The organism is Enterococcus malodoratus ATCC 43197 (assembly GCF_000407185.1).
GTDB classification, from domain to species: Bacteria; Bacillota; Bacilli; order Lactobacillales; family Enterococcaceae; genus Enterococcus_A; species Enterococcus_A malodoratus.
Genome location: NZ_KE136482.1, coordinates 216,234 through 240,911, shown reverse-complemented (window position 1 = coordinate 240,911; position 24,678 = coordinate 216,234). Strand labels below are relative to the sequence as shown.

Below are 24,678 nucleotides of genomic sequence, written 5' to 3'. Positions count from 1 at the left end.
ACCATCTCATCCTATTTACCAGCGATTGCCTTATTAGAAATAAAAAAGAGAAAACTTTCGAAAAAGTTCTCTCCTTTTTTTTGTATTAGTTTTTCACATCCAACAGACTCATCAGTTCAAAACCGGTATTTACTTTTGAATAGATCGAACATACAACAAATAGATTTTTTCCTGCGAATTCGACTTTTTTGAATCGTCTAGAAGAGGCCGGGATGTGGTGGTGACCGTGGATTGCCCCAACAATATTGTACTGTTCAAAGAGTTTTTCGATTTTCGGTTCCTCACAGATATATTCTTTGTTATAGGCCTCGCTAGTTTCCGGCAATAGACTCAACTCATTGAATAATGGTGCATGTGAAACAATCACCGTTGGAATATTCGTATCTTGGTCTAGTAATTTTTCTAACGAGTTTAAGATGAATCGCTGTTGTGCCTTCTTGCGTTTCACTAAAGCGACTGGCACGGTTAATCCGATATAGCGAACCCCATCATGAACGAGACTGCCATTATTCAGCAGCTGCATTTTCGGAAAACGCTCCGCTAACTCGGTCTTTACAACCTCATAAAAAGCATGCTCTCCTGTCGGCAGCAAATACCACGCTTCATCGGGATCTTGAACCAGCTCCTTGAACCATTCGTACTTGAAATAAGGCCGCCATTTATCCCACTGCTCGTTTTCCTGATCGGAGGTTTCAGGTAATACATCGACCAATTCATGACCGCCGATCACATAGATACCCGCTATTTCTTCATCTGTTACATGCGAATCAGAAACATCCCCCGCCAGTACATTAAAGTTGCGATTGAGAAATGGCAGCTTCCCGTCTTTGGCATGAATGTCTGACACCACATTTACGATATTTCGGTTTTCGGTGGAATGAACATTTTTGAAGTATTTCTCAGCCTCATCGGGATGGACACTATGAGCAATATAATTCTCGCGAACTCTGGTCAGTTCTTCGCCGTATTCGGAACGTAAAAGCGGCTGAGTATTGACCACCGGCGTTGACCCCATAACAACAAGTGCGTTTTCTAGTCCCTGTTTTACCTCTTGTGGTAATAACGACAAAGCAGAATCAATATCTGAATGAATTGTTAACCCTTGATCGATCAGCAGTTGATCTTGTTCGGTAGAAGATAATAACTGAACGGCTTTGCCATCGATCATTAATGGCAAAGAGTTCGCAAGCTGCACAACGAAATTCAAGTATTCAGAGATATACCCCGCGATCCCTGTCTTCGCATTTTCACTAAACAGAAACTTCCCGGCCAGATTCGCAGAGAGTGGTCCCGTCTCATCGTGCTGCATCAAGCGGCCCGCCACCTGAATCTCCAACAAAGGATTTTGCAAGATCGCATTATAGGCCTGCTTCACTTCAAAAGATTGCTCATCCACACGATTTCCTGTCACCTGAAAAATACTCAGCGTCAGGTATTTTTCCAATGTCGTCTGGTGTAATTCGATATAACGGCGAATTTCTTCCGGATGCAGCAAATATTGGATCGCCGCCCGCTGAATATAATTTCTAGCCGTATCATAGGGAATCGCAGAATACACGAGATTTCCTTGAGAGGCTATCGCCATTGATTGATCTCTTGTATTGTAAGATAGCTGGAAATAATCGTTTTTGAATAACGTTTTATTCACCGGCCGCCGTTTATTCTCTGGATACAGCTCAACTCGAGCAGCCAATTCTGGCGGCAAGGCAATGCCTGTTGGCAAAGACAGCTCTCGTTTTCCGACTGTTAGCGCCTGTTCATTTTTCTTTTGTTTCATCAAAACACCTCTATATCACGAACCTTTATCTAGTACGTTCATTATAGCGTTTATCATTGTTTTGAACCTAATAAATTTTGAATTCAATAAAAATATTTTAGAAAATGAAAAACAAGCCTTTTAAATAGGAAATTGACAAGTAAAAGGCACTATTATTTATTTCTACCTTTAATAAAAAGTTGAAAAGAATATTCCTTCTTCTAGTGTTAGCATGTCCAAGGAAAGGATTGATTCTAGATGGACTTTGTTATTGGAAATGAGATTACCACAATCAATTGCTATGGAGAAAAAGTAACCGGAATCATCGAACAGATCTATGTAAACACCATACTTGTCGGAAATAATACGGATAAATATGTTTGTCCTAAGTAATCGTTCATAACATAAAAAGGCAGCGTACTGATTTAGCGTACGTTGCCTTCCTTATTTTAGGAGAAAAGAAAATCCTCTACTCATTATTTAGATTCGTCTAGTCGATCACGGCTTCCTCAACTTTTTCAACTGAAGTCTTTCTTTGTAGGAACTTAACGACTTCCACGATTGGAATAATCGAGAAGGAGGCTGCCGCCACGACACCCCATTGAGTTCCATTCAGTGACGCTACTCGGAAAATATCGTTCAGTCCCGGAACGAGAATGATCACACCCATCAAAGCAAAGGAAAGCAAGATCGCCCAATTAAAGGTTTTATTACGGAAAGGCCCGACTTTGAAAATCGACTGTTTTACAGACTTCACATTAAATGCGTGGAACAGCTGCATAAACCCAAGTGTAGCAAAACACATCGTCAAAGCATCCGCGTGCTGCAAGCTATAAAGAGCCTGCGCCGAAAGTCCCGGCATGTTCAAAGCCGTATGTGCTGGATTTTGAATCGCAAACCAATAGACGAATAACGTAAGACCGCCTTCCAAAATTCCTTGATAGATAATGCTGCTGAAAACGCCGCCGGAGAATAGATTAGACCTCCGCCCTCTTGGCTTATGACTCATCAAATCTTTTTCTGCCGGTTCCATTCCTAAAGCAATCGCCGGAAAAGTATCTGTAACCAAATTGATCCATAATAGATGGATTGGCAGCAACGTGTCCCAAGCAAACATTGTCGCAATAAACAACGTCAGCACTTCACCTAAATTCGCCGCTAATAAATATTGCACTGTTTTTTGAATATTTGAGAAGACTTTTCGCCCTTCTTCTACTGCCACGACGATCGTCGCAAAATTATCATCGGCCAAGACCATATCGGAAGCTCCCTTTGAAACTTCTGTCCCTGTGATTCCCATACCGATTCCGATATCTGCTTGTTTTAGCGATGGTGCATCGTTGACCCCATCTCCTGTCATCGCCACGACTTTGCCTTCTTGCTGCCACGCTTTGACAATACGCACCTTGTGTTCAGGGGATACGCGGGCATAAACAGAATAGTGATAGACTTGTTTGGCAAATTCTTCATCACTCATCTCGTTTAGCTCCGCACCAGTCAAGACCGCATCCGAATTTCCTGCGTGAACGATTCCTAACCGGACTGCAATGGCTTCCGCGGTATCTTTGTGATCCCCCGTGATCATGATCGGACGTATTCCTGCATCTTTTGCCATTTTGACAGCTTCTGCCGCCTCTGCTCGTTCCGGATCAATCATTCCGACTAACCCAGCAAAACAAAGGTCATTTTCAAGCAGCTCAGAAGTCAGCGTTTGGGGAATTTCATCAAGATATTTGAAAGCCATCGCTAACACACGCAGGGCTTGTTTGGCCATGTCTGCATTGTTGAACAATATTTCATTTCTTTGTTTTTCGGACATTGCGGTTTCTTGTCCCTCAGCGAGCACTCGGGTTGTTCGCTGAATTAAGACATCCGGGGCACCTTTTACCGCGACCAAATATTTCCCATTTGAAAGCTGATGGATCGTACTCATTAATTTACGATCGGAATCAAAAGGCAGTTCGCCAATTCGCGGCTCCTTACCAAGACTCTCTTTTAGATCAAGTCTCTGATCAATTCCGAACTGAACCAAAGCCGTTTCTGTTGGATCGCCGATCAGTGTGCCATCTTGCGCGATTTTCGTATCATTGGCATAGTTCATGATCTTCAACGCCATATTGTCCTTTTCGATCGCGGCTTTGGCTGATTTTTGCTGAAAATCCGTATAAAGTTTTTCTACTGTCATTTGATTCAGCGTTAAGGTTCCTGTTTTATCTGAAGCAATAATATCGGTACTGCCCAACGTTTCCACTGCCGGTAATTTTCGAATAACTGAATTTCTTTTCGCCATCACTTGGGTTCCTAAAGCTAAAATAATCGTGACGATCGCCGGCAAGCCTTCAGGAATCGCCGCGACTGCTAACGAAATCGATGTCAGCAGCATATCCACGAAAGACGTTCCGTTGAATACCGTTCCGACAATAAACATGATGACTGCGATAGCAATAATCGCCAATGTCAAAAACTTGCCCAGATCATTCAAATTATTTTTCAGTGGTGTTTCCGTTTCATCTGCTTGAGCCAGCATATCGGCGATTTTTCCGACTTCGGTACTCATGCCAGTCGTTACAACTACGCCTTTGCCGCGGCCGTAAGTAACATTGCTGTTTGAAAAAGCCATATTGATCCGGTCACCGATACCAATATCGCCCGCCGGCAAAACAGTGATTTCTTTTTCGACCGGGACTGATTCTCCTGTCAGAGCGGCCTCTTCAATTTTTAGTGAGGCAGCTTCCAGCAATCGAATATCCGCCGGTACTACATCGCCGGCTTCCAAAAGAACGATATCGCCAGGGACCAGCTCATCGCTTTTGATCGATAAGGTGTGTCCATCTCTCAAAACCGTCGCATTGGGTGTAGACATTTGTTTCAAGGCTTCGATCGCCTGCTCCGCCTTCGCTTCTTGAAAAACACCCATGATCGCATTAATGATCACGACTAGTAAAATGATGATCGAGTCCACGACTTCATGAGAAACGACTGCTGAAATAATCGCTGCAGCTAACAATACTAAAATCATGAAATCTTTGAATTGTTCAGCGAACTTCACAAATAAACTTTTTTTCTTGCCCTCGGCCAACTCATTCTTGCCATATTCGGCTAGCCGTTTTTGCGCCTCATTTCCGCTCAATCCATCGACTGATGATTTCAGCTGCATCAATACAGCCTCTGAAGTCTCCGCATAAAATTCGGTCGTACTTTGTTTTTTATTCAATTCCGTCATAAAATCCTCCTATTTTTTCTTAAAAAAAGAAGACCTGCGTATGTTTCGTTCAACATACACAAGTCTCACCATTTAATACAGCACCAGAAATTTCTTTCAGTCTTGGTGATGCTGTCACAACATTTCGTTGCCAGTTACTCCCTTATGTGATTCAATTTTTTCTCAATCCCTTTAACGGAAAGGAAACATAACAACGGCCCCAATACACAAGGCCACGATTCGAATCAGATACATCGGAACGGAATAAAGCCAAAATTCAGGAAGTTTGTATTTACCCATTCCTAAAATCATGGCCGGCATTCCATCAACAGGCATATACCCGCCATTCCAGCCTGAGATTACGACAGCAGTCGCTGCTGCAACAGGATTTAGGCCTAGACTGATGCTGGTCGCAATCGCGATTGGCGCGAAGATGTAGACCGACCCCATGTTTGACCCTGTAAAAGTTGCACAAGTACTTGTCAGTAAAGCAAAAATCAAGATCAAAAAGAATGGATGGATATTTGTTCCCAGTGTTTCCGCCACAAGATCGCCGATCATTGCGGTGAATCCAGTATTGGCTAATGCATCCGCAACCCCGATTACTCCAGCCATCATCAAGATCACTGGTGCGCCCATGCTGTCACGCACTTCTTTGAAGTCTAAAACGTGCATCACAAGTATGACAGCGCCTGCCAGGCCGGGAATAACATACGAAGCATCACCTAAAGTATTCATCATCATCATGCCGGCAACACTGAGAATAAATAGTGCAATTGTCGTATTTTCTTTCCAAGCGGGTAAAATTTCGGCTTTTTGCGTCTCGTTTTTATCTTCTTCACCCGGTTCGGTTATTTCGTGGTCTGGTAATAAGCGATAGGCAACTAAACTCCAGATCAGAAAGCCCATTGCCAAAATAAAGTTGACTACTGCGAATTTCGGCATTGAAATAGTATCCTTATATCCTGCCGTTTCTAAAACACTGACAGTCACTCCATAAAAAAGTGCGCAGTTGAAAGGCAGTAACGGATGGTTTGTGGCGAATCCCAACGGCATCATTAATTTAGATGTCGGCATTTTCTTGTTATAAGGAATCATTGAAACCAATGATAAAATAAGTACATAATATCCTGTTGAGCCTGAACCGGTCAGACTAGCACCTAGCATAACGACGATCAATAAGAGCACATAGCTTTTATACCCGCCGCGGTTGACCAAGGCGATCATCGTTGACTGTACGCGACTGATCAAGGTCGTCTTCATCAAGCCGGCCATTACAACCATAAATCCCGCAACCATTACAACACTTGAATTAATAAATCCTGCAAAAGCTTCTTGAACCGTCGATAAACCAGTGACTACCAATAAAAGGCAGGCCAGCAATGGGGGTGCGCCAAAGGCCAATTTGTCCGACATGATCAAAACGATCATGAAGATCAAAATACCCAGGGCGAGAATCATTTGTATTGTCATTTTTGTATTCTCCTTTATTAAAACTGTTTTTCACTTGTTGTTGAGGCATTAGGTAAATAGCTTTCTGATCTCTCAACGGTAAACGCAATTCTAAGTCCTGAGCAGCGGTCGCTCTGCAGCGCAACACACTGATGCTGGAATTTTATAACCTTACATTTAACTGCATATTTTCTTTAAACACCTTCGCCAGAGGTTGGATTATAGACGCCTTCCGCCTCTCTTTTTTCACCAAATAATTCTTCAACAGTGAAACGAATATACTTCACGCATAGTCTATTTTTGTATGCATAAACTAAATGCAATAACCCTTTACTATCCTGATACAAAGTTGGATATTCATGCTGTGAATTGTTCGTTTTGTTTTCAATCCCGATATAGCCTTCCGCCGGTTCAAAGATTCTGCCCACCGGCCAAGTTTTACCGTGGTCTTCAGAAACAGATACCGCAACCGGATTACGTAATCCTGGCCAAGCCACCACTCCAAATTCTGCATTGTTGGCAGCGTTCACATTATAAGCTAAAGCGATTTCACCAGACTGCAACTTAATTGCACTGACACTAGCATTATTATTCGGTAAGACGGTTGCTTCTGGAACTGTCCATGTATCGCCAAAATCAAACGATTCACTCTTGTACACATGATCCGCAAAGCGACTACGCATAAATGCGACTAAATGGCCTTCTTCCATTTCGTTCAAGTTGGCATGAACACGCCCGCTGCTATCCGGCATCCGGACTGCTTTCCAAGTCTTTCCTTGATCATCCGAAACTTGGAATTCTGTTGGATCATTGGTCAAGCCTTCAGGAGAATCTTCACATAACCAAGTGCTGAAGATCCAACGCCCGTTACTTAATACTTGGATTGCTTGTCTTGAAAAGGTTCCTTCATTATCAAAGAGTACTTCTGGTTCGCTCCATGTTTGGCCTTCATCCTTCGATTTCTGAACCATAATAATCGATGTAAACTGCATATTATCCTTGCCTTCTTGGCGGCTCAATTGAGAAGTATAAATCAACCAGATCTCGCCATCTGGTGCTCTAAAAAAGGCCGGGTTCTGTTCACTGCGATCTTCGCCTTTAGAAACAATTTCTGCTTCTGACCAGACTTGCGTTTCCGGATCTAATTTTGAAACAGCGATAGAAATATCCCCGCTGCCTTCAAAACTTCCGGCAAACCAAGCACACAACATTCCGCCATCTTCCGTTTCAATCAATGCTGGTGCATGTGCAGTCGCATTCCCGCCTGTTGGGATCAAAGCAAAATCTACATTTAAAAAATCATCCCGATACGTAATTCCATTTGGTTCTGACTGTCTTACTTTTGGTAATTCCTTCGTCATACTTTTTCCTCCTTTTATTTTGTATTAAGTTCTAACTTAATAACAGCCTTCATAAAGTGCAGCGGCTGATCCACATGGAAAACCGCTTGGTGCCCATCCCAAGGAAAACAAATATAGGCCATCCCTTCGGATATTTTCATCTTGTGGGTATTTTGTCCAACGAATTTTTGTACATCCTTTTCGGAATCGTAGGGCAAAACTTCCGTCAAATCAGTTAATTTATTCCAAGCGATGTATTCTTCGCCTTTTAAAACGATTTGAAGATCTGCGTATTTACGGTGCGCCTCAAATTGCGCTTCTTCAATCGGTTTGGTCGCTCCTTCTTGAAAGAAGAAGTAACCACCCTTGAAAAAATATTTTTTACCCAACTCCTGATGTTCGATGCTGTTCATTGTCTCTAAGGCTTCAGGAATTGTCGGAAATAACTTAGTATAGTGACTCAAATTCGCTATGGCATCAATAATCATTTTTTGACCTCCTACACGTTTTCAGCTAAACGAATCGCGTAATCAATCGCATTTTCGAGACTGAACTCGCTGGCGGTCCATTTTCCGACTTGGTCAAAAGCCGTGCCGTGATCAACCGAGGTGCGAATAATCGGCAGTCCAAGTGTAATATTTACTCCTTTGACCGCTTCCCAAGCACCTGATTTTTGATCATAAACAAACCCTAAAGTTTTTAACGGGATGTGCCCCTGATCATGATACATTGCAACAACAATGTCATACATGCCGCCGTTGGCTTTCGAAAAGACTGTATCCGCTGGCAATGATCCATACGCGTTGATGCCTTCTGCTTGTGCCGCTTCTACTGCTGGATTGATTTCGGTGATTTCTTCTTGACCGAAAAGTCCGTTTTCCCCGCAATGAGGATTTAGTCCCGCCACTGCGATGCGCGGTTCTTTGATTCCTAGATTTTTGCACGCTTGGTCAGCAATGCGAATTACATCTAAAACTCTCTCCTTGGTCGCTCGATCACAGGCTTCTCTCAAAGAAACATGTGTCGAAACATGCACTACTCGTAAATTTCCATCTGCAAGCATCATCGTGTATTTTTCGGTTCCTGTTAAATCCGCATAGATCTCAGTATGTCCAGCATAATGATGGCCCGCCGCATTCATGGCTTCCTTATTCAATGGATTCGTTACAGTAGCATCGACTTCTTTAGCTAATGCCAGCTCAATGACCTTTTTAACATATTGGAAGGCCGCGTTCCCGCCGACTTTCGATACTTCACCAATCGGCAAATTCTGCATGTCCACGATACCTAAATCAACTAAATCGATCGTTCCGAAGGTATATTTCCCCTCACTTGGCTTGTTCACTACATTCACCGTAAGATTTAAGTCCGGATGCTTTTCTAGATAGTGGTTCAGCACACTTTTATCGCCGATCAAAAGCGGTTTGCAGCGATCATATAACGCTGCTTTATTTAAGGCCTTGATCGCAATTTCAGGTCCAATGCCTGCGGGGTCGCCCATCGTGATCCCAATGATTTTTTTCATCTTGACTACCCCCTTTTTATTTCATGCCTTTTTCTTGATTGTCAATAATCACCTTTTGCAATGCTTCGGTCGCTTGTTCAGCTACTTGATTAAACGGCGCACGGCATTTTCCAACTGGATAACCTAATAAACCAACGGTATGTTTGACGATCGTATTAGGATTGCCGTATTTGAAGCAATCTCTAAATGAACGGATCGAATCTTGGTACGTTCTTGCTTCTTTGATATTTCCTTTTAAGAACTGTTCGTAGATTTGTGCCATTACGTATGGATAAATATTTGAACAGCCTGCGATTCCGCCTTGTCCGCCTGCCAATAAAGTCCATAAAATCAACGAATCATTGCCTGAAAGTACCGCGAAGTCTTCACAGTCGCGCGTTTGTTCGATGTATTGCAGGATGTTATCAAAGTTTCCGCTGCTGTCTTTCACACCGATGATATTTTCGATCTTGCTTAGTTTCCCAACAGTTGCTGGTGCAATCGCATTTCCTGTCCGTGCTGGAATATTGTATAAAACGATCGGCATATCAACATTTTCAGCAACTGTTTTAAAATGGGTATACAGCTCGTCTTGTGATGCCGCCGCGAAAGATGGTGTAATGATTGATAGAACATCGACCCCAACCTCTTTAGCCTTTTGAGATAAACGGATCGTATCTTTGGTTCCAACAAGACCAGTTGAAGCATAAACAGGAACACGCCCATTCACTTCTTCTACGGCTGTTTTCATGATTTCTATTTTTTCGTCTTCTGAAAGAATGTAGCCTTCTCCATTGGTTCCAAAAACGAATATTCCATGAATCCCGCCATCCAGCATACGATTGATTTGTACTCGAAACTCTTCATAATTGACGCTTTCGTCATCATGCATCGGTGTTAAAATCGGAGAGATGATCCCTTTGATTTCTGTCATTTTTTCTGCCTCATTCCTTTTATAGAATTTCCAAATAGATTTTTTTCGCGTCTTCTGGTGTAACTTCGCGCTTGTTGTTAACTAATAAACGAGTGACTTCCATACCGGCAGCTACTAAACCGTCTAAATCTTCTGCCGGAACATTGAATTCTTTTAAGCTTGTTGGAATTTCTAAAACTTTAACGATCTCTTCCAATTGATTAATCATATACTCTGATTTTTCATCAACGGATAACGCTTTATCGCCATCTTTTACTACGCGATCGTAAGCGATCGCCAATAATTCTTTGATTGCCGGCTGATTGAACGTCATCACTGGTGTTAGCAGCATCGCATTAGAAACACCATGAGCAATATGATATTTTCCGCCTAGCGGATACGAAAGCGCATGGACCGCAGTTGTTCCAGAGGAAGTGATGGCTACTCCGGCGTAAAATGAGCCTAGGAGCATGTTGCTTTTTGCTTCCAATGCGTCTGGATTCGTACACGCTTCAACCAGGTTGTTCATGATCAAATCAAGGGCTTCTAATGAAAAAGTATTACTGATCGGGTTCGCCTTAGCCGATGTAAAGCATTCAATCGCATGGCATAAAGCATCAACTCCAGTTGCGGCAGCGATTGGTTTTGGTAAGTTTTTGATCATGCGACTATCTAAAATCACGTAGTCCGCGATCATTTCAGGGTTTACGATCCCGATTTTCAATTCTTTTTCTGGTACGCCAACGATACTGTTCGGCGTTGCTTCAGAACCTGTACCCGCTGTAGTCGGAATCATTAAACTAGCGACTTGTTTTTTTGCTAACAATGGATCATCCAACAAATCTTTGACCTTATAGTCGTCCGTTGCTAGAATCGATGCAAGCTTGGCTACATCCATCACACTGCCGCCGCCGATAGCGATGATGAAATCAGCCTGCTCTTTTTTGAACTCGTCAACCATCGCTTGCGCTTCATGATAATTAGGTTCTGCGGGAATTTCCGAAATAATCGTATATTCCACACCGGCCTTTTCGATTACCGCTTCAGGTGCATCTACTAGTCCGGCACCTAAAATCCCTTTATCGGTAAAAATCACGATCTTTTGGATATCCTTCGAAATGATTTCTGCTAATTGTTCAATCGCATGTTCGCCAGCGATAATATTTTTCGGCATCTTTAAACTGTAATCTACAAGCATCTTTCTTCCTCCAGCTTTTTTCTATTTTGTCAGGCGGCTAATTTCTTCAAAAAGTTTTTCATTACCAAAGCCGCCTGATTTAGTAATGACTTGAATTTCCTGATTGTTCCATTCAATTGAAGATAGGACTACACCTGCGCTGATTTCAGCGATTGGTTTGATCTGATTGATTTCCAATACACTCATTGACTGAAACAAAGTATCTCCTCCAGTGAACAGGAACGTATTCTCCGTTTTTTTTGACCAAATCGCCTGGGTCAACTCACCTAATGATCGGCCGATCCTGAAACGGAAATCTGAAAGAGCGACTCCCTGTTCTTGACCGTGCTGTTCGATTCCCAGACTAGTCTCTTCACTCAATGTTTCAAAAATGACTAAAGGATGTTCTTTCATTAAAGATAGATACTGAGCGACATCCTTTTCCCCAGCGTCATCTGACCAATAATTAGAATGCAGCAACTGCTGCGGTCTCAATGAAACTCTAGGATAATTTTGCTGCTCAACGTAATCCACTTGTTTTCTTGTGATCGGATTAATACTTCCACAAATCACTACGAGTGGTTTCTTTAAAGCATATTTTTTTGTTTCTTTTTTAGGAAACAATTTTGCGGCCAATACTTGCGCAAATCCTGCACAGCCGATCGAGAGTGACAATAATTCCGCCTGCTCTAAAAGGGCTGCTTGCTGCTCTAAATCCTCATTCGTTTCAGCATCAAAGACTAAGACACCTTCAAGCTTTTCAGGCAATTTGTCTTTCAATAATTGACCATCGATATCCGCTTCTTTTTTCAATCGCCGCAGCACATTGCTTTCGATTACTGGTTCATAGGGATCTTTTGCAAAGATACTTTCGGAAACCAGTACTTGATCAATATATAAATCGCCATCGATCAACACGCGCTTCATTTCAGGATACGCCGGTAAAAATGGTATCGCTGATTTTTCGCTGGCGTCAAGAAGGCCTTTGATTTCGGCACTAATATTTCCCCGTAAAGCAGAGTCGACCTTTTTATAAATAAAAGGTACTCCTTCTTTTTTAGCGCTTACAATTATTGTATGAATCAATTGATAGGCTTCTTCAAAGCTTAAGTAACGACTTTCCGTATCGATGACTAAAACATCAATATCTTCATCTACTTCACCAAACGTTATATTTGTATCGGTTGAAACTACTGTAGATATCCCTTGTTTAGAGAATTGAACGCCCGTATCAAGGGCTCCCGTAAAATCATCTGCGATAACTAGCAGCTTTATCATCCGTTCACCACCTTAGATTTCATGGTTTCATTCTAGCTTGCTTGCCCTGTCTTGGATATTCATTAAAGAAAAAAATCGTTTAATTTTGAAACGTTTTCAAAAAATCGATATTTATATACAAAAATCCGAGGTATAATCGTTCCTATATGAAACGCAAGGAGGTACAACATGTCAGCGAAAATCAAAATTTTAGGCATTGCCCCTTATGAAGAGCTGAATAATTCAATGAGTATTGTCAGCAAACAATTCAAAGAAGTAGAGTCCGATATTTACACAGCCGACTTGGAAGAAGGCCAACAAATTGCGGCCGAGCTTTTCGGTAATAACTACGATGCGATTATCTCTCGCGGCGGAACAGCTGATTTGATTCGCCAAGTCGTCTCTATTCCTGTGATTGACGTATCGATTTCCATTTATGATATTCTCGGGACGATTCGGCTGGCCAGAAATTACACAGAGAACTTCGCGATTGTCGGCTATGCCAGTATCACCGAAACGGCGCACCTGCTTTGTGATATTTTGGGCTACAACATCAAGATCATCACCTTGGATGAGTTGACCGATGCGAGTATGACTCTGGATATTTTGGCTGATGAAAACTATGAAATGATTCTATGTGATGCGATCACGAATCGGTTGGCATTAACCAAATCAATCAATACGATTTTGATCACCTCTGGCTTTGAAAGTGTCAAACATGCCTATCAAGAAGCATTAACTATCGCCAGACAATTGAAAAGAGTGATTCATGAAAAATTAGTTTTGGAAGAAAGTCTCAAGCAGCAAAAGCAGGATTTTGTCATTTTTGACGAGTCCTTTGATGTTCATGCCGCAAATGTCTCGCATGATCTATCCAGCTCGATGGCCAAATTCTTAAGCACAAAAAAAGATATGACAGATGAAAATCAATACTATCATACCTTTAGAAACAGGGTCTACATGATTTTGGTCAAAAAAATAGTTGTGGACGATCGGATTTATTTTAGCTGCAACTTGAAGATTTCAACACCGCCGATCATCAACAATCGCTTTGGTATTTTTTATCAAAAACGATCAGAAGTCGAAGAGATTTTTACAACGAAACTTCTATTCACCCAATTTATCCAAGAGGAAACGAAACGCGAATTGCAGCGGGTCAATAATTTTTACAGCGCCCTCATTATCGTTGGCGAAACCGGAACAGCGAAGTCCAGTATCGCTTATCAAGCTTTTTTGAATCAGGAGATGCATAACAATCAATTGATCTCGATCGATGCCAAATTGATGAACGATAAAATGTGGAAATTTTTAGTTAATCCCACGAACGGACCGTTAGTTGACGAACACAACACTCTGCTGTTTCAAAATGTTGAACAGCTTTCTGTACGAGACGCTGAACAGCTGATTACGATCGTCAAAAATACGAAGCTGTTACAGCGAAACAACTTATTATTTACCTATAATACCAATAACGTCAGTGAAGAAAAAATCTATAATCGTCTTCTTTTCGAGTTAAACTGCGCCAGTATCTATGCACCGCCGCTCAAGGAACGCAAACACGAGCTCAGCGTTATCACAACACTTCTGTTAAATAAAATGAACATTGAATGCAACAAAGAGGTGATCGGTTTTGATCCCAACGCGCTGAAAGAATTTTTGGCCTTCGAATGGCCGGGAAATTTCAATCAATTGCAGGCGGCGATCAAAGAGTTGGTAATAAATTCACTACTCATTACATTTCCGAGCATCAGGTCATCCAGTTACTCAGGAAAGAACGCTTGATCCAAAATTTTTCGGACTCACATCTGGGAAGCTTCACCTTACAAACAAAGGTAGAGAAACCTACCCTTTTCGATTATTCAAAGGAAATCATTTTGAATGTGTTGGAGCAAAACAATGGCAATCAAACCAAAACCGCTGAACAGTTAGGAATCAGCCGGACAACGCTTTGGCGCTATCTAAAAGAAGATTAAAAAAATCAGCTATTTTTGCTGAGCTTTTCCCTAGATTTTTACAATGTGTTAAAAATTGGAATGGTCGATTCGTTTGAACGCGGCGCATGTTCCTTTGGATTGCTTATAATATAAAAGAAGCAGCAAGCTAAAGGAGTGAAGTGATCTTTGGAAAAATATATCTATCTTTTTTTGATCGCCCTTTGTGTTTTTCTAGAGCAAACGTCAATTATCTGTCTCCCTTTATTTCTATTTTTAGTCGGTATTATCTGTGCAATCGCCGCTATTCGAGTATTCATTTTCCGCAAATATAATTTATTTCTGCTCTTTTACAAGGGAAGTTCCGAGAATGGAAGCGTAGAAATCATTGTTCAATTTGCTAGCATGCTTGTCTATCTCATCGCTTTATCCTTCATCGCCATCGGTTCATGGTTATATTTGCACTAATCAACCTATTTTGAGAGACCAAAAAGAGGAGAACTATTCCAAAGTCCTCCTCTTTTTGACGGTCGTAGTTTACGTTTTTGACTTGATAAAACTGTCTGTCGCATCCACTACAATAATATTTTCTTCAGTTAAGCATAATTCCTTTTTCAGCAGTGCCTTCATTTCATCCTTTTTTAATACCGACTTTCCCCTAAAAACACCTTTACCATAAACTTCCCAAGTAGCCGCCTCTTTTATTTTTGCATGCTGAATAATATTGGGCGCGGGTTCCACTTTTATCGAGACAATCAAATCATACTCAACGATTTCAGCCTCTGTCTTTTTCGATTGCTTCACAATCAATAAAATCAACCCTATCACCAGAATTGGTCCAAGAATTCGAAATACATTCGCCACTTCGCCCACCCCCGTTTTTATAAATCCATTCGCTAAAAACTAAATCAGCTAAAATTAACGATTAACATTTTATTTCATTGAGACTCATAGGATGTCTCTCACCTTAATTATACCAAAGTATTAAATAAAGGAATAAAATTCGTTAAATTAATACTTCCATTTGTAAGGTTACTTTAAGGTTAAGACCAGTTCTATGCAAGTTTCCCTCCTTATACTGTATTTAACAGGAACAGGAGGAAAAAACATGCCAACAACAATTTTAGAAATTAACGATCTTGAAAAAAATTATGGGTCAAATGAAATTCTCAAAGGAATCGACCTGCAGCTACTACCAGGAAAAATCACTGGACTGCTCGGCCGTAATGGTGCTGGAAAGACAACTTTAATGAAATGTGTATTAGGTCTCACCGCTAACTATCGCGGACAAATGACATTTAAGGGGCGGAACTTAGATTCTGCGGACAAAAGAACCAAAATGAAGATCGGCTCATTGGTGGATGTGCAATTTTATGAAGATTTGAATGCTTACGATAATTTGATGCTCTCCGTTCGTTTAATTGACTCGATTCCTAAGAGAAACCGTAAGCAGGTCATTCAAGAAAGTTTGGAATTCGTTGAATTGAGCAATGCTGCACGTAAAAAGGTTAAAAACTTTTCTTTTGGAATGAAGCAGCGGCTTGCTTTAGCTCTGGCGCTGATCACTAAACCAGAATTATTGATTTTGGATGAGCCGTTTGTTGGTTTGGACCCGATTGGTGTAGAGGAAGTCAAAGATTTGCTGCGAAAACTTTGCCGCGAACGCAAGACGGCGATTCTCTTTTCCAGCCATCAGATGCAGGAAGTCTGTGACTTGACCGATAATATTTTAGTCTTGAGTAACGGAGTCATCAGCTACTCGGACCAGAATACGCACTACGAAAATCAGCAAGCCCAATTGATTGAATTGATGAAATAGGAGGAGAAAAAAATGGAAATATGGACAATTTATAAAATGGAGATTCTTAAAACGCTCAAAAGAAAAAATAGTTTGATTCTGCTGATCCCTTCGATTTTAGTAGTGATTATGTCGTTTGCCCTTTCAACTGGCGGCTTGACTTTGACTGGCGATGGCTTGACTGAAAATAGTCAGTTTGCCTGTCTCGACTTTATTAATACGCTTTGGGCCTTTTTCAGCATGCTTGGTATCTGGGGAATCCTGCTTATCTTAGTCGCTGCGTTTCAATTTTCAGGTGAAGTTTCCAGCGGGCAAATAAAAATGACGTTGCTGCGGGTCGGCAAAAGAGGCCGTGTCATTGTCGCTAAGTTTTTAGCTTTGATGACGGTTACTGCTTGTGCATTTATCCTGTTTACATTAGTTATTGCCGGAAGTTATTATCTGTTTATTGCCGAATCGAGTATCGGAAATGGGCATTTTCAATCGGGAATGATCGAACTGCCGGAAGTTTTGGCAAGTATTCTATTTATTTTTCTTCATCTATCATTATTTATGGCGGTTACTTTTTTGGCTGGATTATATTTGTCGCCGTTTACTACCTTTGTGACCGCACTGATCGGCATGTTTATAGTCAATTATTTGATCGGTGCCAATACTTTTTCCTTTTTAAAATACTCAGCTCTCTCCGTCAGCAACAATCTGATTGCTGGCAAGGCCGAGCATTTACTCCCTGCCCTGCTCTCCACACTCGCAATTATCAGTCTCTTTTTGGCACTAGCCTCGCTGCTTTTTAAAAGAGTGGATATAAAATAGCCCTTTGAAACGGTATAATAAAAGGAAATGATTGAACTAGCACGGAGGTGTAAAATGGGGTTCTCAATTTTAGTGGCGGATGATGAACAAGGGATCATCGATTTTGTCACCTTGTATTTAGAAAAAGACGGCTACCAAGTATTTACAGCGTCGGATGGCGCGCAAGCTTGGGCTTGTATCCAACAGGAAAAAATTGATCTGGCTATTTTAGACATTATGATGCCAAAAATGAATGGTTATCAATTAATCAAGCGAATTCGAGCAGAAAAAAATATGCCGATCATCTTTTTGACGGCCAAAGATGCCAGTGCTGATAAAGTATTGGGATTGGACATCGGCGCGGACGATTATGTGACTAAACCATTTGATCCTTTGGAACTAGTTGCGCGTGTCAGCGCACAGCTTCGCCGCTTCTACTCACTGGGAGCACAAGAAATCGTGGAGCCAGCGGAACTTGTCCTCCATGATTTGATCCTTGATCTTGATCAATGCTTGCTCCTTAAAGGAGAGCGACAGATTTCACTGACCTCGATTGAATTCAAAATCCTGCGTCTATTAATGAGCTCCCCTGGACGGGTTTTTACTAAGAAACAGATCTATGAAGCGGTTTGGGAGGATAGCTATATCGTCGATGATAATAATATCATGGTCTATATCAGCCGCCTCAGAGAAAAACTCGGAACCAGAGAGGAGGAATCTTATATCCAAACGATTCGCGGGTTAGGCTATAAGATGGTGCCATGAAAAAGAAACCCAAGACACTCGGACGATTTTTAACCAAAAAATACCTTACAACTTCTCTGTTGCTGTTGTTTTTGATTTCTTTATTCATAGCGATCGCTCAATTTTTTGTCTCTGGAACGAATGAAATGGTGGAAGAACTATGCGCCCAGACAATTGTTCGCCCGGATTATAAAAAAATTGATATTGCTACTTTGAAAGATGTTGGCGGCTGGGTTGAGATTCTTGATGAAAAAAATGACGTGATTTATACCAAAGGAAAAGTGGCAAAAAAGAGTGCACATTATACTCAAAATCAGTTACTAGAAATGGATGCTCTTCAATCAATGATCAGTCATAAAACCTATCTATTCGGCCCGATCACCTTTAAATTCAACGATCCAGAAGCACAATATATGGCAACCTTCGCGCCTTTTACGGGATCTGATGGACGAAATTATATTTGTCTTGCTAAAGTACCACGAAAAAGTATTCGCGGAAATTTCAATCTCGTTTTTGACAGTTTCAGCTCACCTACCTTCCTTTCAAATTTAAAAAAGATCGTGCTGTTGCTGATTCCTTTGTTTTTGATCTTCATTTTCTGTCTGAAACGCTATTCCAAATCCGTCAAGGAGCATATTGTTGCACCGAATACGGTGCTGATTGATGGCTTGCGAACGATCAAAAATGGTGATTACGCTAAAAAAATCCATCTGAATGCGGAATACGAGTATGTTGAGATTGAGGATTCTTTTAACCATATGGCGAACCAGCTAGACCAGGCGGAACAGCAACGTGCTTTTTATGAAAAGGAGCGTCAGCTATTATTTGCCAATATGGCTCATGACCTGCGCACGCCGATCACCACTATTCAAGGCACCGCCAAAGCAGTAGCTGATGGCTTAGTCAGTGATGATAAACTAACACAAACGATGGAAACCATCATTTCAAAATCTGAGCACATGAATGAACTGGTGAATCGCTTGCTGATCTTTTCGAAACTAGAAAGCCCCGATTATCAGCTTCACCGGCAAAATTTGGACCTGTCTGAGTTGATTCGCGAAGTCTTATTGGAGCACCTTGAATCCGCCGAAAAAAATGGGATTGATCTAACCTTTGAATTACCGGAGACTGCTTTAGAATTTGCTGGAGACCCGGTCGAGCTACGTCGTGTTTTTGATAATTTGATTGGCAATAGTATCCAGCACAATCCAGCGGGCACCGGCGTTCACATTCGTCTTTATTCCCATGATAATCAGATTCTTTTTGAGATTAAGGATAACGGCGATTCGATTCCTAAAGAATTGCAGGAGCAATTATTTGAGCCCTTCGTCAGCGGCGACAGCTCCCGCTCTTCCCAAAACGGCAGCGGACTTGGTTTAGCCATCAGTAAAAAAATCGTTGAAAAACATGGTGGAAAAATATCCTTTATCGTGTTGAATGAACACGATAAAATGTTTCAGGTACTTTTTTGGAACAGGACTGATTAATAAGATAATGCTGTCGAATAAGCCCTATATTTCGACTTCATTTCTGCACGTCATCTACTCACTAAGAAAATAAAGAGTGACTAACTAATTTATTAGAATATTTACTTAGAAAAGTATCTCTGATAATCTAAGTTTACCTTAGCGCGAAGGAAAAACTTTGATAGTAGGAGGAAAACATATGACGGTGAAGGCTTATTTAGAAATTACGCTATACATTGAGGAAGAAAAACGAGCGGCCGCAGTAACTGTTTTTACAGATTATTGAGAACCTTTTTTGACGCAGATTGAGGGCGCTCTTACCAAGGATTTACTTGTTAGAGACGAGGATGTTCAAGTATTACACGGTTTTGCTGATCTTGAGGCTGCTCAGGCCTATCTTGAAACAGAGTTGTTTACCAAGGATGTGGTCACTGGTCTGCAGCCATTGTGGTTCAAGGACCCAGAAATCAAAATTTACTCCGTTGCTTAACGGTCAATCAAAAAGCTAGAGTCCCTTTTCCAACATATGAAAAGGGCTCTAGCTTTTTTTTCGTCTAATTAAGAAACTCGATGGTAATCACATTTTTGGCATTGCATCAATGATTTTTCGCTATCTACTTTATGATACGCCCCCGACCATTCGCAAATATGCTGCAGAATCGGCACGACCGACTTCCCTTTTTCGGTAAGTGAATATTCCACTCTTGGAGGGATCTCGTTGTATTGTTTGCGGGCAATAATCTCATTTGAAAGCAGCTCTTTTAGTGCAGAAGCCAAAACAGCATCAGTAATATCTGTCATTTCCTTTTTCAATGAATTGTATCTTAGTACCTGTTTCTCTGCTAAAACACAGATAATGCGTGATTTCCATCTTCCGCCAAAAATATCCAGACCATATTCCAAAGGGCAGCGAATCTCTTTTTCCAACTTAGGTTCGTACATAGTAAAACCTCCCGTATCCTGCTTGAAATTAGCCACAGTATAACAACCATTACTCTCATTCGCAATGTTACTATGGAATTTATTAGTGGCTATTCTTTTTGTTAGCAAGGTAACTATCCCTGGCGGAAAGTACTCTTTTAACACGTCAACACAAAATCAAAAAAGAAGCCGATCATAGGGGCGACCGACTTCTTTAAATAGGGGGCTGATTGATTTTTTAAGCATTCACACTGATCGACTGCTTTTCAACATTCACGGATTCCTCTGGTTCTTCCAGTTCCTTTTCGTCCGCCAAATATTGCCGATCTAATGTGGTGATAAATGGATAATAGATACAGCCTGATAGGATCGAGACGATGATTTGCAGCATCCCGCCCTTCCAGCTGCTGGTCATCAGCCAGCCGCCGATAAATACTGGGGTTGTCCAAGAAATCGTGACACCGGTTGGATAAGGAACGAGGCCGCTGGACATCGCCAGCCACGAAACCAAGATCGAAATCAACGGTGCCAATACGAAAGGAATCAGCATCATTGGATTTAGTACGATCGGCAAACCGAAAATAACGGGCTCATTCACATTGAAAAATCCAGGCAGCATCGACAATTTCCCTAAATCCTTGAGCCGCTGCGAGCGGCATTTGAACGCCATGAGTAAAGTCAATGGAAATGTCAGACCTGTTCCACCCAGATAGATGAAGAAATTCGCATAATCCATCGTTCCGATGAAGGGTCTGATAAGACTTTCGCCTTGTTTAAAAATTTCTAGATTTTCAAATTGAGCCGCGTACCACAACGGGTCCATCACGGCTCCGACTACTGCTGTTCCATGAATACCGAAAAACCAAAAGAAGGTATTAAAGAACGAAGCAACAGTCGTTCCAACTAAGGTCGACCCAATTCCCACTAAAGGTTTCTGAACAATATCGATCAAGAAATTAGTAAAGGTGCCATAAGAAGTAGCCTCAAAGCCTAAACGAACGATCAAAAAGATTGGAATAATGATCGCCGCTGGTATGATCGCCGAGAATTGATTTGAAACAAAATCAGGTACACCCTTCGGCATTTTGATCCGAATATCATGCTTGATCAAAAAGGCATACAGCTCCGCACAAATCACCGCTGTAATGATCGCCATAAAAAGGCCGCGCGCTTCAAAATCTGAGGCACTGAACCCGCCATCTTTTGTCTGCACGAGTAAAACGAAGAAGGAGCAGATTGAAATCACGATCGCTGGTGTCGCATTCACATGATTCTGCTCGCAAAGCGAATTCGTCACCCCGACAATAGCTAGTAACGACATCAGTCCGATAGTTGAAGGAACGACGATTTCCCAGGCCCATTCAGTCCAAATGTTCCCCAGTGTTTTGAGCATAAACTCTTGAAAAATCGGTACCGGAAAATCGGCGATAATAATGCAGACTGAGCCAAAAATCAGAATCGGCAGTGTCGCCATTAGACCATGGCTCAAGGCGGTCAAGTACTTATTTCCGGCTAGTTTATTCGCGAAGGGTGTTAAGGATTTATCAATTAAATTCGTGAAAGCTTCCATCGTAATCCTCCTAACTGAATGTTGGGAAATACTGTCCGTTTGCCTCGATGTATTCGTCTAAGATCGTCTTTGCTAAGTCCGTATCAACGACTGTTCGATTCACAGCCAACGCTTGCAGGCATTTCTGATAAGAACCTTCCAAGGTCGCTTCAACGGTTAATTTTTCATACGCGTATTGAGATTCCAATAAGCCTTTTTCAAAGGTCCCGATTGGACCATAAGCCAATGGCTGCGCGCCGTAAGAACCTACTCGACAAGCCACTTCCAGCATCATGCCTTCTTCTACATTGGGAATAACTCCATCATTTTTGACCATCAATAAGAAAATGTCGTGTTTGTTGTACGCCAGACTTTCAGCTAGTTCAATGATGTAGGTAGCGTGGGCATCATTATTAGCGACCGAGGCTTTTTCCGTTTCATTGTCCGCATTTTCGCCGTAGCGCAAGTCCAAATCGTGCTTCGTCCCCTTCATTTTGCCTAATTTTACAATTTCGCGGCAGTAAGCAAAGACGTTCTTTTCACGATTATCCATTACGTAATTAGCACGGGTATAGTTGGGATCGCTGTGCTCCACCATTTCCTGCGGATATAAGTAATATTGCATATAGGTATTTGGCAATGAGTAAGGATAATCCTTGACCATTTTTTCTAAATGATTGAAGGTAAAATTCCAATAGTCGTCATTTTTCGCGGTAAAACCTAATTTATCGCTGGCATTTCCTGACAATAATTCCTGCAAAATCGTCGGCAGTACATCTTCTCCCGTTTCCTTATCATACAGTGCCGTAAACCAGCCGAAGTGGTTCAAACCAAAGTAGCGTGGTTCAACATCCTGGCGTTTTTTATCCGCCAACGGACAGAAAACATCCATAATATCGATGGCCACATCGCAAATGTTAATGATTCGATGATCGTCTGGGAACAATAATTTGCATGCTTCTGCCACGATCGCCGCCGGATTAGAATAATTTAAGATCCACGTATCCGGTGAATACCGGCGAATGTCTTCGATTAAATCCTTCATCGCCAGAACACTGCGAATTCCGTATGCAAACCCGCCAGGTCCGCAAGTTTCTTGTCCGATCACACCATATTTCAATGGAATCTTTTCGTCCTGTTCACGCATCGGCAAACCGCCAGCTCGAATCTGAACAAACGCAAAGTCCATGTCTTTAAAAGCTGTCGCTTTATCGGTTGTATATACGTATTCCTCTAACTCAGGATAATACTCGCGGAACAACACCTCACCATATTGCCCAATCGGTTCTTGCCGTTCTTCATCATTATCGTAAAGCACGATTTTCTTCACCGGAAAGGTTTCCTTTACCAAACACATCAATTCCATCATGTCGGGCGTATAGGTACTTCCGCCTCCCACAAATACTACGTTAAACTTTTTCATCTAGCCTCATCCTTCCTGTCTGTCTAAGTCGTTTCTTGTATCTGAACTCACTATACAACAGCCGGAAGGATTAAATTTTTTTAGACCAGTTACAATTGTAACTACTGATTAAGCTCCAATAAAATGTATTCGAAAAGTGCTAGACACTTGCTGTCAAAGAGATCTGGCGCATTTGGTTCGCGTTCTGTCTCTACAACCTGAGTGTGCGTAACATGTCGACCAATCGTGCTGTCTGATGCGGCCGTTAAAAGAATCGAGGCTGAAACAGTCGATTTTATTTTCTTGGCAATCTCTAAAACATCATCCGTCTCCCCGCTTTTGCTAATGAAGATCACCAAATATTCTTGATAAGGAATCGTCATGTCGATCGGCGAACTGCTATTCACAAATAGCCCTAACTTCGAGAGCTTCTTTTGCAGGTAATCTGCGATGATCGCCGAATAGCCGATCCCAAAAACAAAAATAATTTTATCCGAGAACTGCGAAATCAACGCGGCCAATTTATGGACATCCTCTTGATCAAAAAGCGCGATCTCCGAATTGCTGGCGGTATTTCCTAGGCGCTGTTTATATTTATTGACATAGATCATTTCACTGAAGCCCGAATACCCTAATTTTTTAGCGAACTTAACAATATAGGTCGTTGACACATAGTTCTCTTCAGCGACTTTGGTCAATTTAGGCAGTTCGCCTTTTGCGATCGCTTTCATTATTTTCTGATAAATCTTATGTTCTGTATGATTTAGTTGATAGACCATCGTGCCACCTCCAGCTCTTTTTAGTTTTATTATAGCATTGGATAATTTTGAAGATTATCTATCAGATAAAAAAAGCTGATGAGCTCTTCCTCACCAGCTAACTAACGGATGTTAATTTCAAAAGATAAGATGGATGTTCCAGACCTGTGGGTTCATAGTAAGTGTTTGCTTGAAATTGAAAGCCCAGCTTTTCCAATAATTTTTTTGATGCGCGATTGTCTGGATGATGTCCCGCGAATAGGAACACGAGATCGGTTTTGCTTTCCGCAAAATTTATTACGCCGCGAGCAGCTTCTTCAGCGAATCCTCTTCCCCAAGCAGAAGGCAATAAATGAAAGCCTAATTCGGCCGTTTGGTATTTAAGTCATACGCATGTAATCCGCAACAGCCAATAAACGTTTCGGTTTGCTTTAAAAATAGCGGCCAATATTGATAGCCAAAATCCTTTTGACTCTGAATTTCTGTATGCAAGCGCTGGAGTACTTGATCCTTTGAGAAGCGTCCATTTTTGGCAATAAACTGAGTGACGTGTTCATCGCCCCATAATTCATCCGCTAATGCACTGTCCGACTCCAACCAATAAGAAAAAAAGAGCCGTTCTGTCTCGAATTGTCGTTTTCGCATAGATTCTCCCTCGCTTTGCTAAAAATGATCTTTGTTAATTGTAGCGGCAATTAATTCCATAAAGCAACAAA

25 protein-coding genes are annotated in these 24,678 nt (G+C 41.6%); 9 read left to right on the top strand and 16 right to left on the bottom strand.

Features of this window, described 5'->3' with window-relative positions:
* Nucleotides 1-85 precede the first annotated feature (85 nt).
* Nucleotides 86-1,777 (bottom strand): metallophosphoesterase family protein, encoded by a 1,692-nt coding sequence (locus I585_RS11000; protein ID WP_010741850.1) that lies wholly within the window; start codon nt 1,775-1,777, stop codon nt 86-88.
* A 237-nt stretch (nt 1,778-2,014) separates the two neighbouring features.
* Between I585_RS11000 and I585_RS23845 the strand changes: the two genes are divergently transcribed.
* Nucleotides 2,015-2,149 carry a hypothetical protein gene (locus I585_RS23845; protein WP_010741849.1) on the top strand — a complete coding sequence of 45 codons (135 nt, stop codon included), beginning with the start codon at nt 2,015-2,017 and terminating at the stop codon, nt 2,147-2,149.
* A gap of 97 nt (nt 2,150-2,246) precedes the next feature.
* Here the strand turns inward: I585_RS23845 and I585_RS10995 are convergent, their stop codons facing one another.
* The 8 genes from I585_RS10995 to I585_RS10960 all read right to left on the bottom strand — a co-directional run bounded on the left by I585_RS10995 (nt 2,247) and on the right by I585_RS10960 (nt 12,622).
* Entirely contained in the window at nt 2,247-4,979 is a 2,733-nt protein-coding gene (locus I585_RS10995; RefSeq protein WP_010741848.1) for a cation-translocating P-type ATPase, read from the bottom strand.
* A 171-nt stretch (nt 4,980-5,150) separates the two neighbouring features.
* Nucleotides 5,151-6,431 (bottom strand): SLC13 family permease, encoded by a 1,281-nt coding sequence (locus tag I585_RS10990; RefSeq protein ID WP_010741847.1) that lies wholly within the window; start codon nt 6,429-6,431, stop codon nt 5,151-5,153.
* A gap of 173 nt (nt 6,432-6,604) precedes the next feature.
* Nucleotides 6,605-7,771 (bottom strand): sialidase family protein, encoded by a 1,167-nt coding sequence (locus tag I585_RS10985; RefSeq protein ID WP_010741846.1) that lies wholly within the window; start codon nt 7,769-7,771, stop codon nt 6,605-6,607.
* Between the two features lie 14 nt (nt 7,772-7,785).
* The gene (locus tag I585_RS10980) at nt 7,786-8,238 is read right to left on the bottom strand and encodes a NanQ anomerase/TabA/YiaL family protein (RefSeq protein ID WP_010741845.1); all 453 of its coding nucleotides are present in this window, start codon (nt 8,236-8,238) and stop codon (nt 7,786-7,788) included.
* An 11-nt stretch (nt 8,239-8,249) separates the two neighbouring features.
* Nucleotides 8,250-9,275, bottom strand: coding sequence for a 4-hydroxythreonine-4-phosphate dehydrogenase PdxA (pdxA, locus tag I585_RS10975; RefSeq protein WP_010741844.1), 1,026 nt, complete (start codon nt 9,273-9,275; stop codon nt 8,250-8,252).
* 16 nt (nt 9,276-9,291) lie between these two features.
* A complete protein-coding gene (gene dapA, locus I585_RS10970) occupies nt 9,292-10,188 on the bottom strand; it encodes a 4-hydroxy-tetrahydrodipicolinate synthase (protein WP_010741843.1) in 897 nt (298 codons plus the stop codon).
* A gap of 19 nt (nt 10,189-10,207) precedes the next feature.
* Nucleotides 10,208-11,365 (bottom strand): iron-containing alcohol dehydrogenase, encoded by a 1,158-nt coding sequence (locus tag I585_RS10965; protein WP_010741842.1) that lies wholly within the window; start codon nt 11,363-11,365, stop codon nt 10,208-10,210.
* A gap of 21 nt (nt 11,366-11,386) precedes the next feature.
* Complete coding sequence (locus tag I585_RS10960; protein ID WP_010741841.1) at nt 11,387-12,622, bottom strand: four-carbon acid sugar kinase family protein; 1,236 nt, start codon at nt 12,620-12,622, stop codon at nt 11,387-11,389.
* Between the two features lie 168 nt (nt 12,623-12,790).
* On the opposite strand from I585_RS10960, the gene I585_RS10955 reads away from it, so the two are divergent.
* From I585_RS10955 to I585_RS10950, 3 genes are all read left to right on the top strand, one after another.
* A complete protein-coding gene (locus tag I585_RS10955) occupies nt 12,791-14,383 on the top strand; it encodes a PrpR N-terminal domain-containing protein (RefSeq protein ID WP_010741840.1) in 1,593 nt (530 codons plus the stop codon).
* Nucleotides 14,380-14,574: a helix-turn-helix domain-containing protein gene (locus I585_RS23655; protein WP_244265991.1), complete on the top strand. Its 195-nt coding sequence runs from the start codon at nt 14,380-14,382 to the stop codon at nt 14,572-14,574. Before I585_RS10955 ends, I585_RS23655 begins: the two co-directional genes overlap by 4 nt.
* A 147-nt stretch (nt 14,575-14,721) precedes the next feature.
* Nucleotides 14,722-15,000, top strand: coding sequence for a hypothetical protein (locus I585_RS10950; protein ID WP_010741839.1), 279 nt, complete (start codon nt 14,722-14,724; stop codon nt 14,998-15,000).
* Between the two features lie 69 nt (nt 15,001-15,069).
* Here I585_RS10950 and I585_RS10945 read toward each other — a convergent pair whose 3' ends face one another.
* Nucleotides 15,070-15,396 carry a hypothetical protein gene (locus tag I585_RS10945; RefSeq protein ID WP_010741838.1) on the bottom strand — a complete coding sequence of 109 codons (327 nt, stop codon included), beginning with the start codon at nt 15,394-15,396 and terminating at the stop codon, nt 15,070-15,072.
* Between the two features lie 244 nt (nt 15,397-15,640).
* On the opposite strand from I585_RS10945, the gene I585_RS10940 reads away from it, so the two are divergent.
* From I585_RS10940 to I585_RS10920, 5 genes are all read left to right on the top strand, one after another.
* On the top strand, nt 15,641-16,351 hold the full coding sequence (locus tag I585_RS10940; protein WP_010741837.1) for an ABC transporter ATP-binding protein: 711 nt from the start codon (nt 15,641-15,643) through the stop codon (nt 16,349-16,351).
* 12 nt (nt 16,352-16,363) lie between these two features.
* Entirely contained in the window at nt 16,364-17,143 is a 780-nt protein-coding gene (locus I585_RS10935) for an ABC transporter permease (protein ID WP_010741836.1), read from the top strand.
* Between the two features lie 54 nt (nt 17,144-17,197).
* Nucleotides 17,198-17,887: a response regulator transcription factor gene (locus I585_RS10930; RefSeq protein ID WP_010741835.1), complete on the top strand. Its 690-nt coding sequence runs from the start codon at nt 17,198-17,200 to the stop codon at nt 17,885-17,887.
* Entirely contained in the window at nt 17,884-19,353 is a 1,470-nt protein-coding gene (locus I585_RS10925) for a sensor histidine kinase (protein ID WP_010741834.1), read from the top strand. The genes I585_RS10930 and I585_RS10925 overlap by 4 nt, the downstream gene beginning before the upstream one ends.
* 274 nt (nt 19,354-19,627) lie before the next feature.
* The gene (locus I585_RS10920; protein WP_010741833.1) at nt 19,628-19,822 is read left to right on the top strand and encodes a hypothetical protein; all 195 of its coding nucleotides are present in this window, start codon (nt 19,628-19,630) and stop codon (nt 19,820-19,822) included.
* Between the two features lie 68 nt (nt 19,823-19,890).
* Here I585_RS10920 and I585_RS10915 read toward each other — a convergent pair whose 3' ends face one another.
* From I585_RS10915 to I585_RS23990, 6 genes are all read right to left on the bottom strand, one after another.
* Entirely contained in the window at nt 19,891-20,274 is a 384-nt protein-coding gene (locus I585_RS10915; RefSeq protein ID WP_010741832.1) for a winged helix-turn-helix transcriptional regulator, read from the bottom strand.
* 217 nt (nt 20,275-20,491) lie between these two features.
* Nucleotides 20,492-21,823, bottom strand: a complete 1,332-nt coding sequence (locus tag I585_RS10910; protein WP_010741831.1) for a PTS sugar transporter subunit IIC — start codon at nt 21,821-21,823, stop codon at nt 20,492-20,494.
* A 10-nt stretch (nt 21,824-21,833) separates the two neighbouring features.
* Nucleotides 21,834-23,225 (bottom strand): family 4 glycosyl hydrolase, encoded by a 1,392-nt coding sequence (locus I585_RS10905; RefSeq protein WP_010741830.1) that lies wholly within the window; start codon nt 23,223-23,225, stop codon nt 21,834-21,836.
* 101 nt (nt 23,226-23,326) lie between these two features.
* Nucleotides 23,327-23,983 carry a MurR/RpiR family transcriptional regulator gene (locus tag I585_RS10900; RefSeq protein WP_010741829.1) on the bottom strand — a complete coding sequence of 219 codons (657 nt, stop codon included), beginning with the start codon at nt 23,981-23,983 and terminating at the stop codon, nt 23,327-23,329.
* 97 nt (nt 23,984-24,080) lie between these two features.
* Entirely contained in the window at nt 24,081-24,311 is a 231-nt protein-coding gene (locus tag I585_RS23995; protein ID WP_244265990.1) for a GNAT family N-acetyltransferase, read from the bottom strand.
* Nucleotides 24,312-24,322: 11 nt separating this feature from the next.
* The gene (locus I585_RS23990; RefSeq protein WP_010741828.1) at nt 24,323-24,607 is read right to left on the bottom strand and encodes a GNAT family N-acetyltransferase; all 285 of its coding nucleotides are present in this window, start codon (nt 24,605-24,607) and stop codon (nt 24,323-24,325) included.
* Nucleotides 24,608-24,678 lie beyond the last annotated feature (71 nt).

Coding starts and splice junctions, on each gene's coding strand:
- I585_RS11000 (WP_010741850.1), bottom strand. CDS start 1,777: ATGAAACAAAAGAAAAATGAACAGGCGCTAACAGTCGGAAAACGAGAG.
- I585_RS23845 (WP_010741849.1), top strand. CDS start 2,015: ATGGACTTTGTTATTGGAAATGAGATTACCACAATCAATTGCTATGGA.
- I585_RS10995 (WP_010741848.1), bottom strand. CDS start 4,979: ATGACGGAATTGAATAAAAAACAAAGTACGACCGAATTTTATGCGGAG.
- I585_RS10990 (WP_010741847.1), bottom strand. CDS start 6,431: ATGACAATACAAATGATTCTCGCCCTGGGTATTTTGATCTTCATGATC.
- I585_RS10985 (WP_010741846.1), bottom strand. CDS start 7,771: ATGACGAAGGAATTACCAAAAGTAAGACAGTCAGAACCAAATGGAATT.
- I585_RS10980 (WP_010741845.1), bottom strand. CDS start 8,238: ATGATTATTGATGCCATAGCGAATTTGAGTCACTATACTAAGTTATTT.
- pdxA (WP_010741844.1), bottom strand. CDS start 9,275: ATGAAAAAAATCATTGGGATCACGATGGGCGACCCCGCAGGCATTGGA.
- dapA (WP_010741843.1), bottom strand. CDS start 10,188: ATGACAGAAATCAAAGGGATCATCTCTCCGATTTTAACACCGATGCAT.
- I585_RS10965 (WP_010741842.1), bottom strand. CDS start 11,365: ATGCTTGTAGATTACAGTTTAAAGATGCCGAAAAATATTATCGCTGGC.
- I585_RS10960 (WP_010741841.1), bottom strand. CDS start 12,622: ATGATAAAGCTGCTAGTTATCGCAGATGATTTTACGGGAGCCCTTGAT.
- I585_RS10955 (WP_010741840.1), top strand. CDS start 12,791: ATGTCAGCGAAAATCAAAATTTTAGGCATTGCCCCTTATGAAGAGCTG.
- I585_RS10940 (WP_010741837.1), top strand. CDS start 15,641: ATGCCAACAACAATTTTAGAAATTAACGATCTTGAAAAAAATTATGGG.
- I585_RS10935 (WP_010741836.1), top strand. CDS start 16,364: ATGGAAATATGGACAATTTATAAAATGGAGATTCTTAAAACGCTCAAA.
- I585_RS10930 (WP_010741835.1), top strand. CDS start 17,198: ATGGGGTTCTCAATTTTAGTGGCGGATGATGAACAAGGGATCATCGAT.
- I585_RS10925 (WP_010741834.1), top strand. CDS start 17,884: ATGAAAAAGAAACCCAAGACACTCGGACGATTTTTAACCAAAAAATAC.
- I585_RS10915 (WP_010741832.1), bottom strand. CDS start 20,274: ATGTACGAACCTAAGTTGGAAAAAGAGATTCGCTGCCCTTTGGAATAT.
- I585_RS10910 (WP_010741831.1), bottom strand. CDS start 21,823: ATGGAAGCTTTCACGAATTTAATTGATAAATCCTTAACACCCTTCGCG.
- I585_RS10905 (WP_010741830.1), bottom strand. CDS start 23,225: ATGAAAAAGTTTAACGTAGTATTTGTGGGAGGCGGAAGTACCTATACG.
- I585_RS10900 (WP_010741829.1), bottom strand. CDS start 23,983: ATGGTCTATCAACTAAATCATACAGAACATAAGATTTATCAGAAAATA.
- I585_RS23990 (WP_010741828.1), bottom strand. CDS start 24,607: ATGCGAAAACGACAATTCGAGACAGAACGGCTCTTTTTTTCTTATTGG.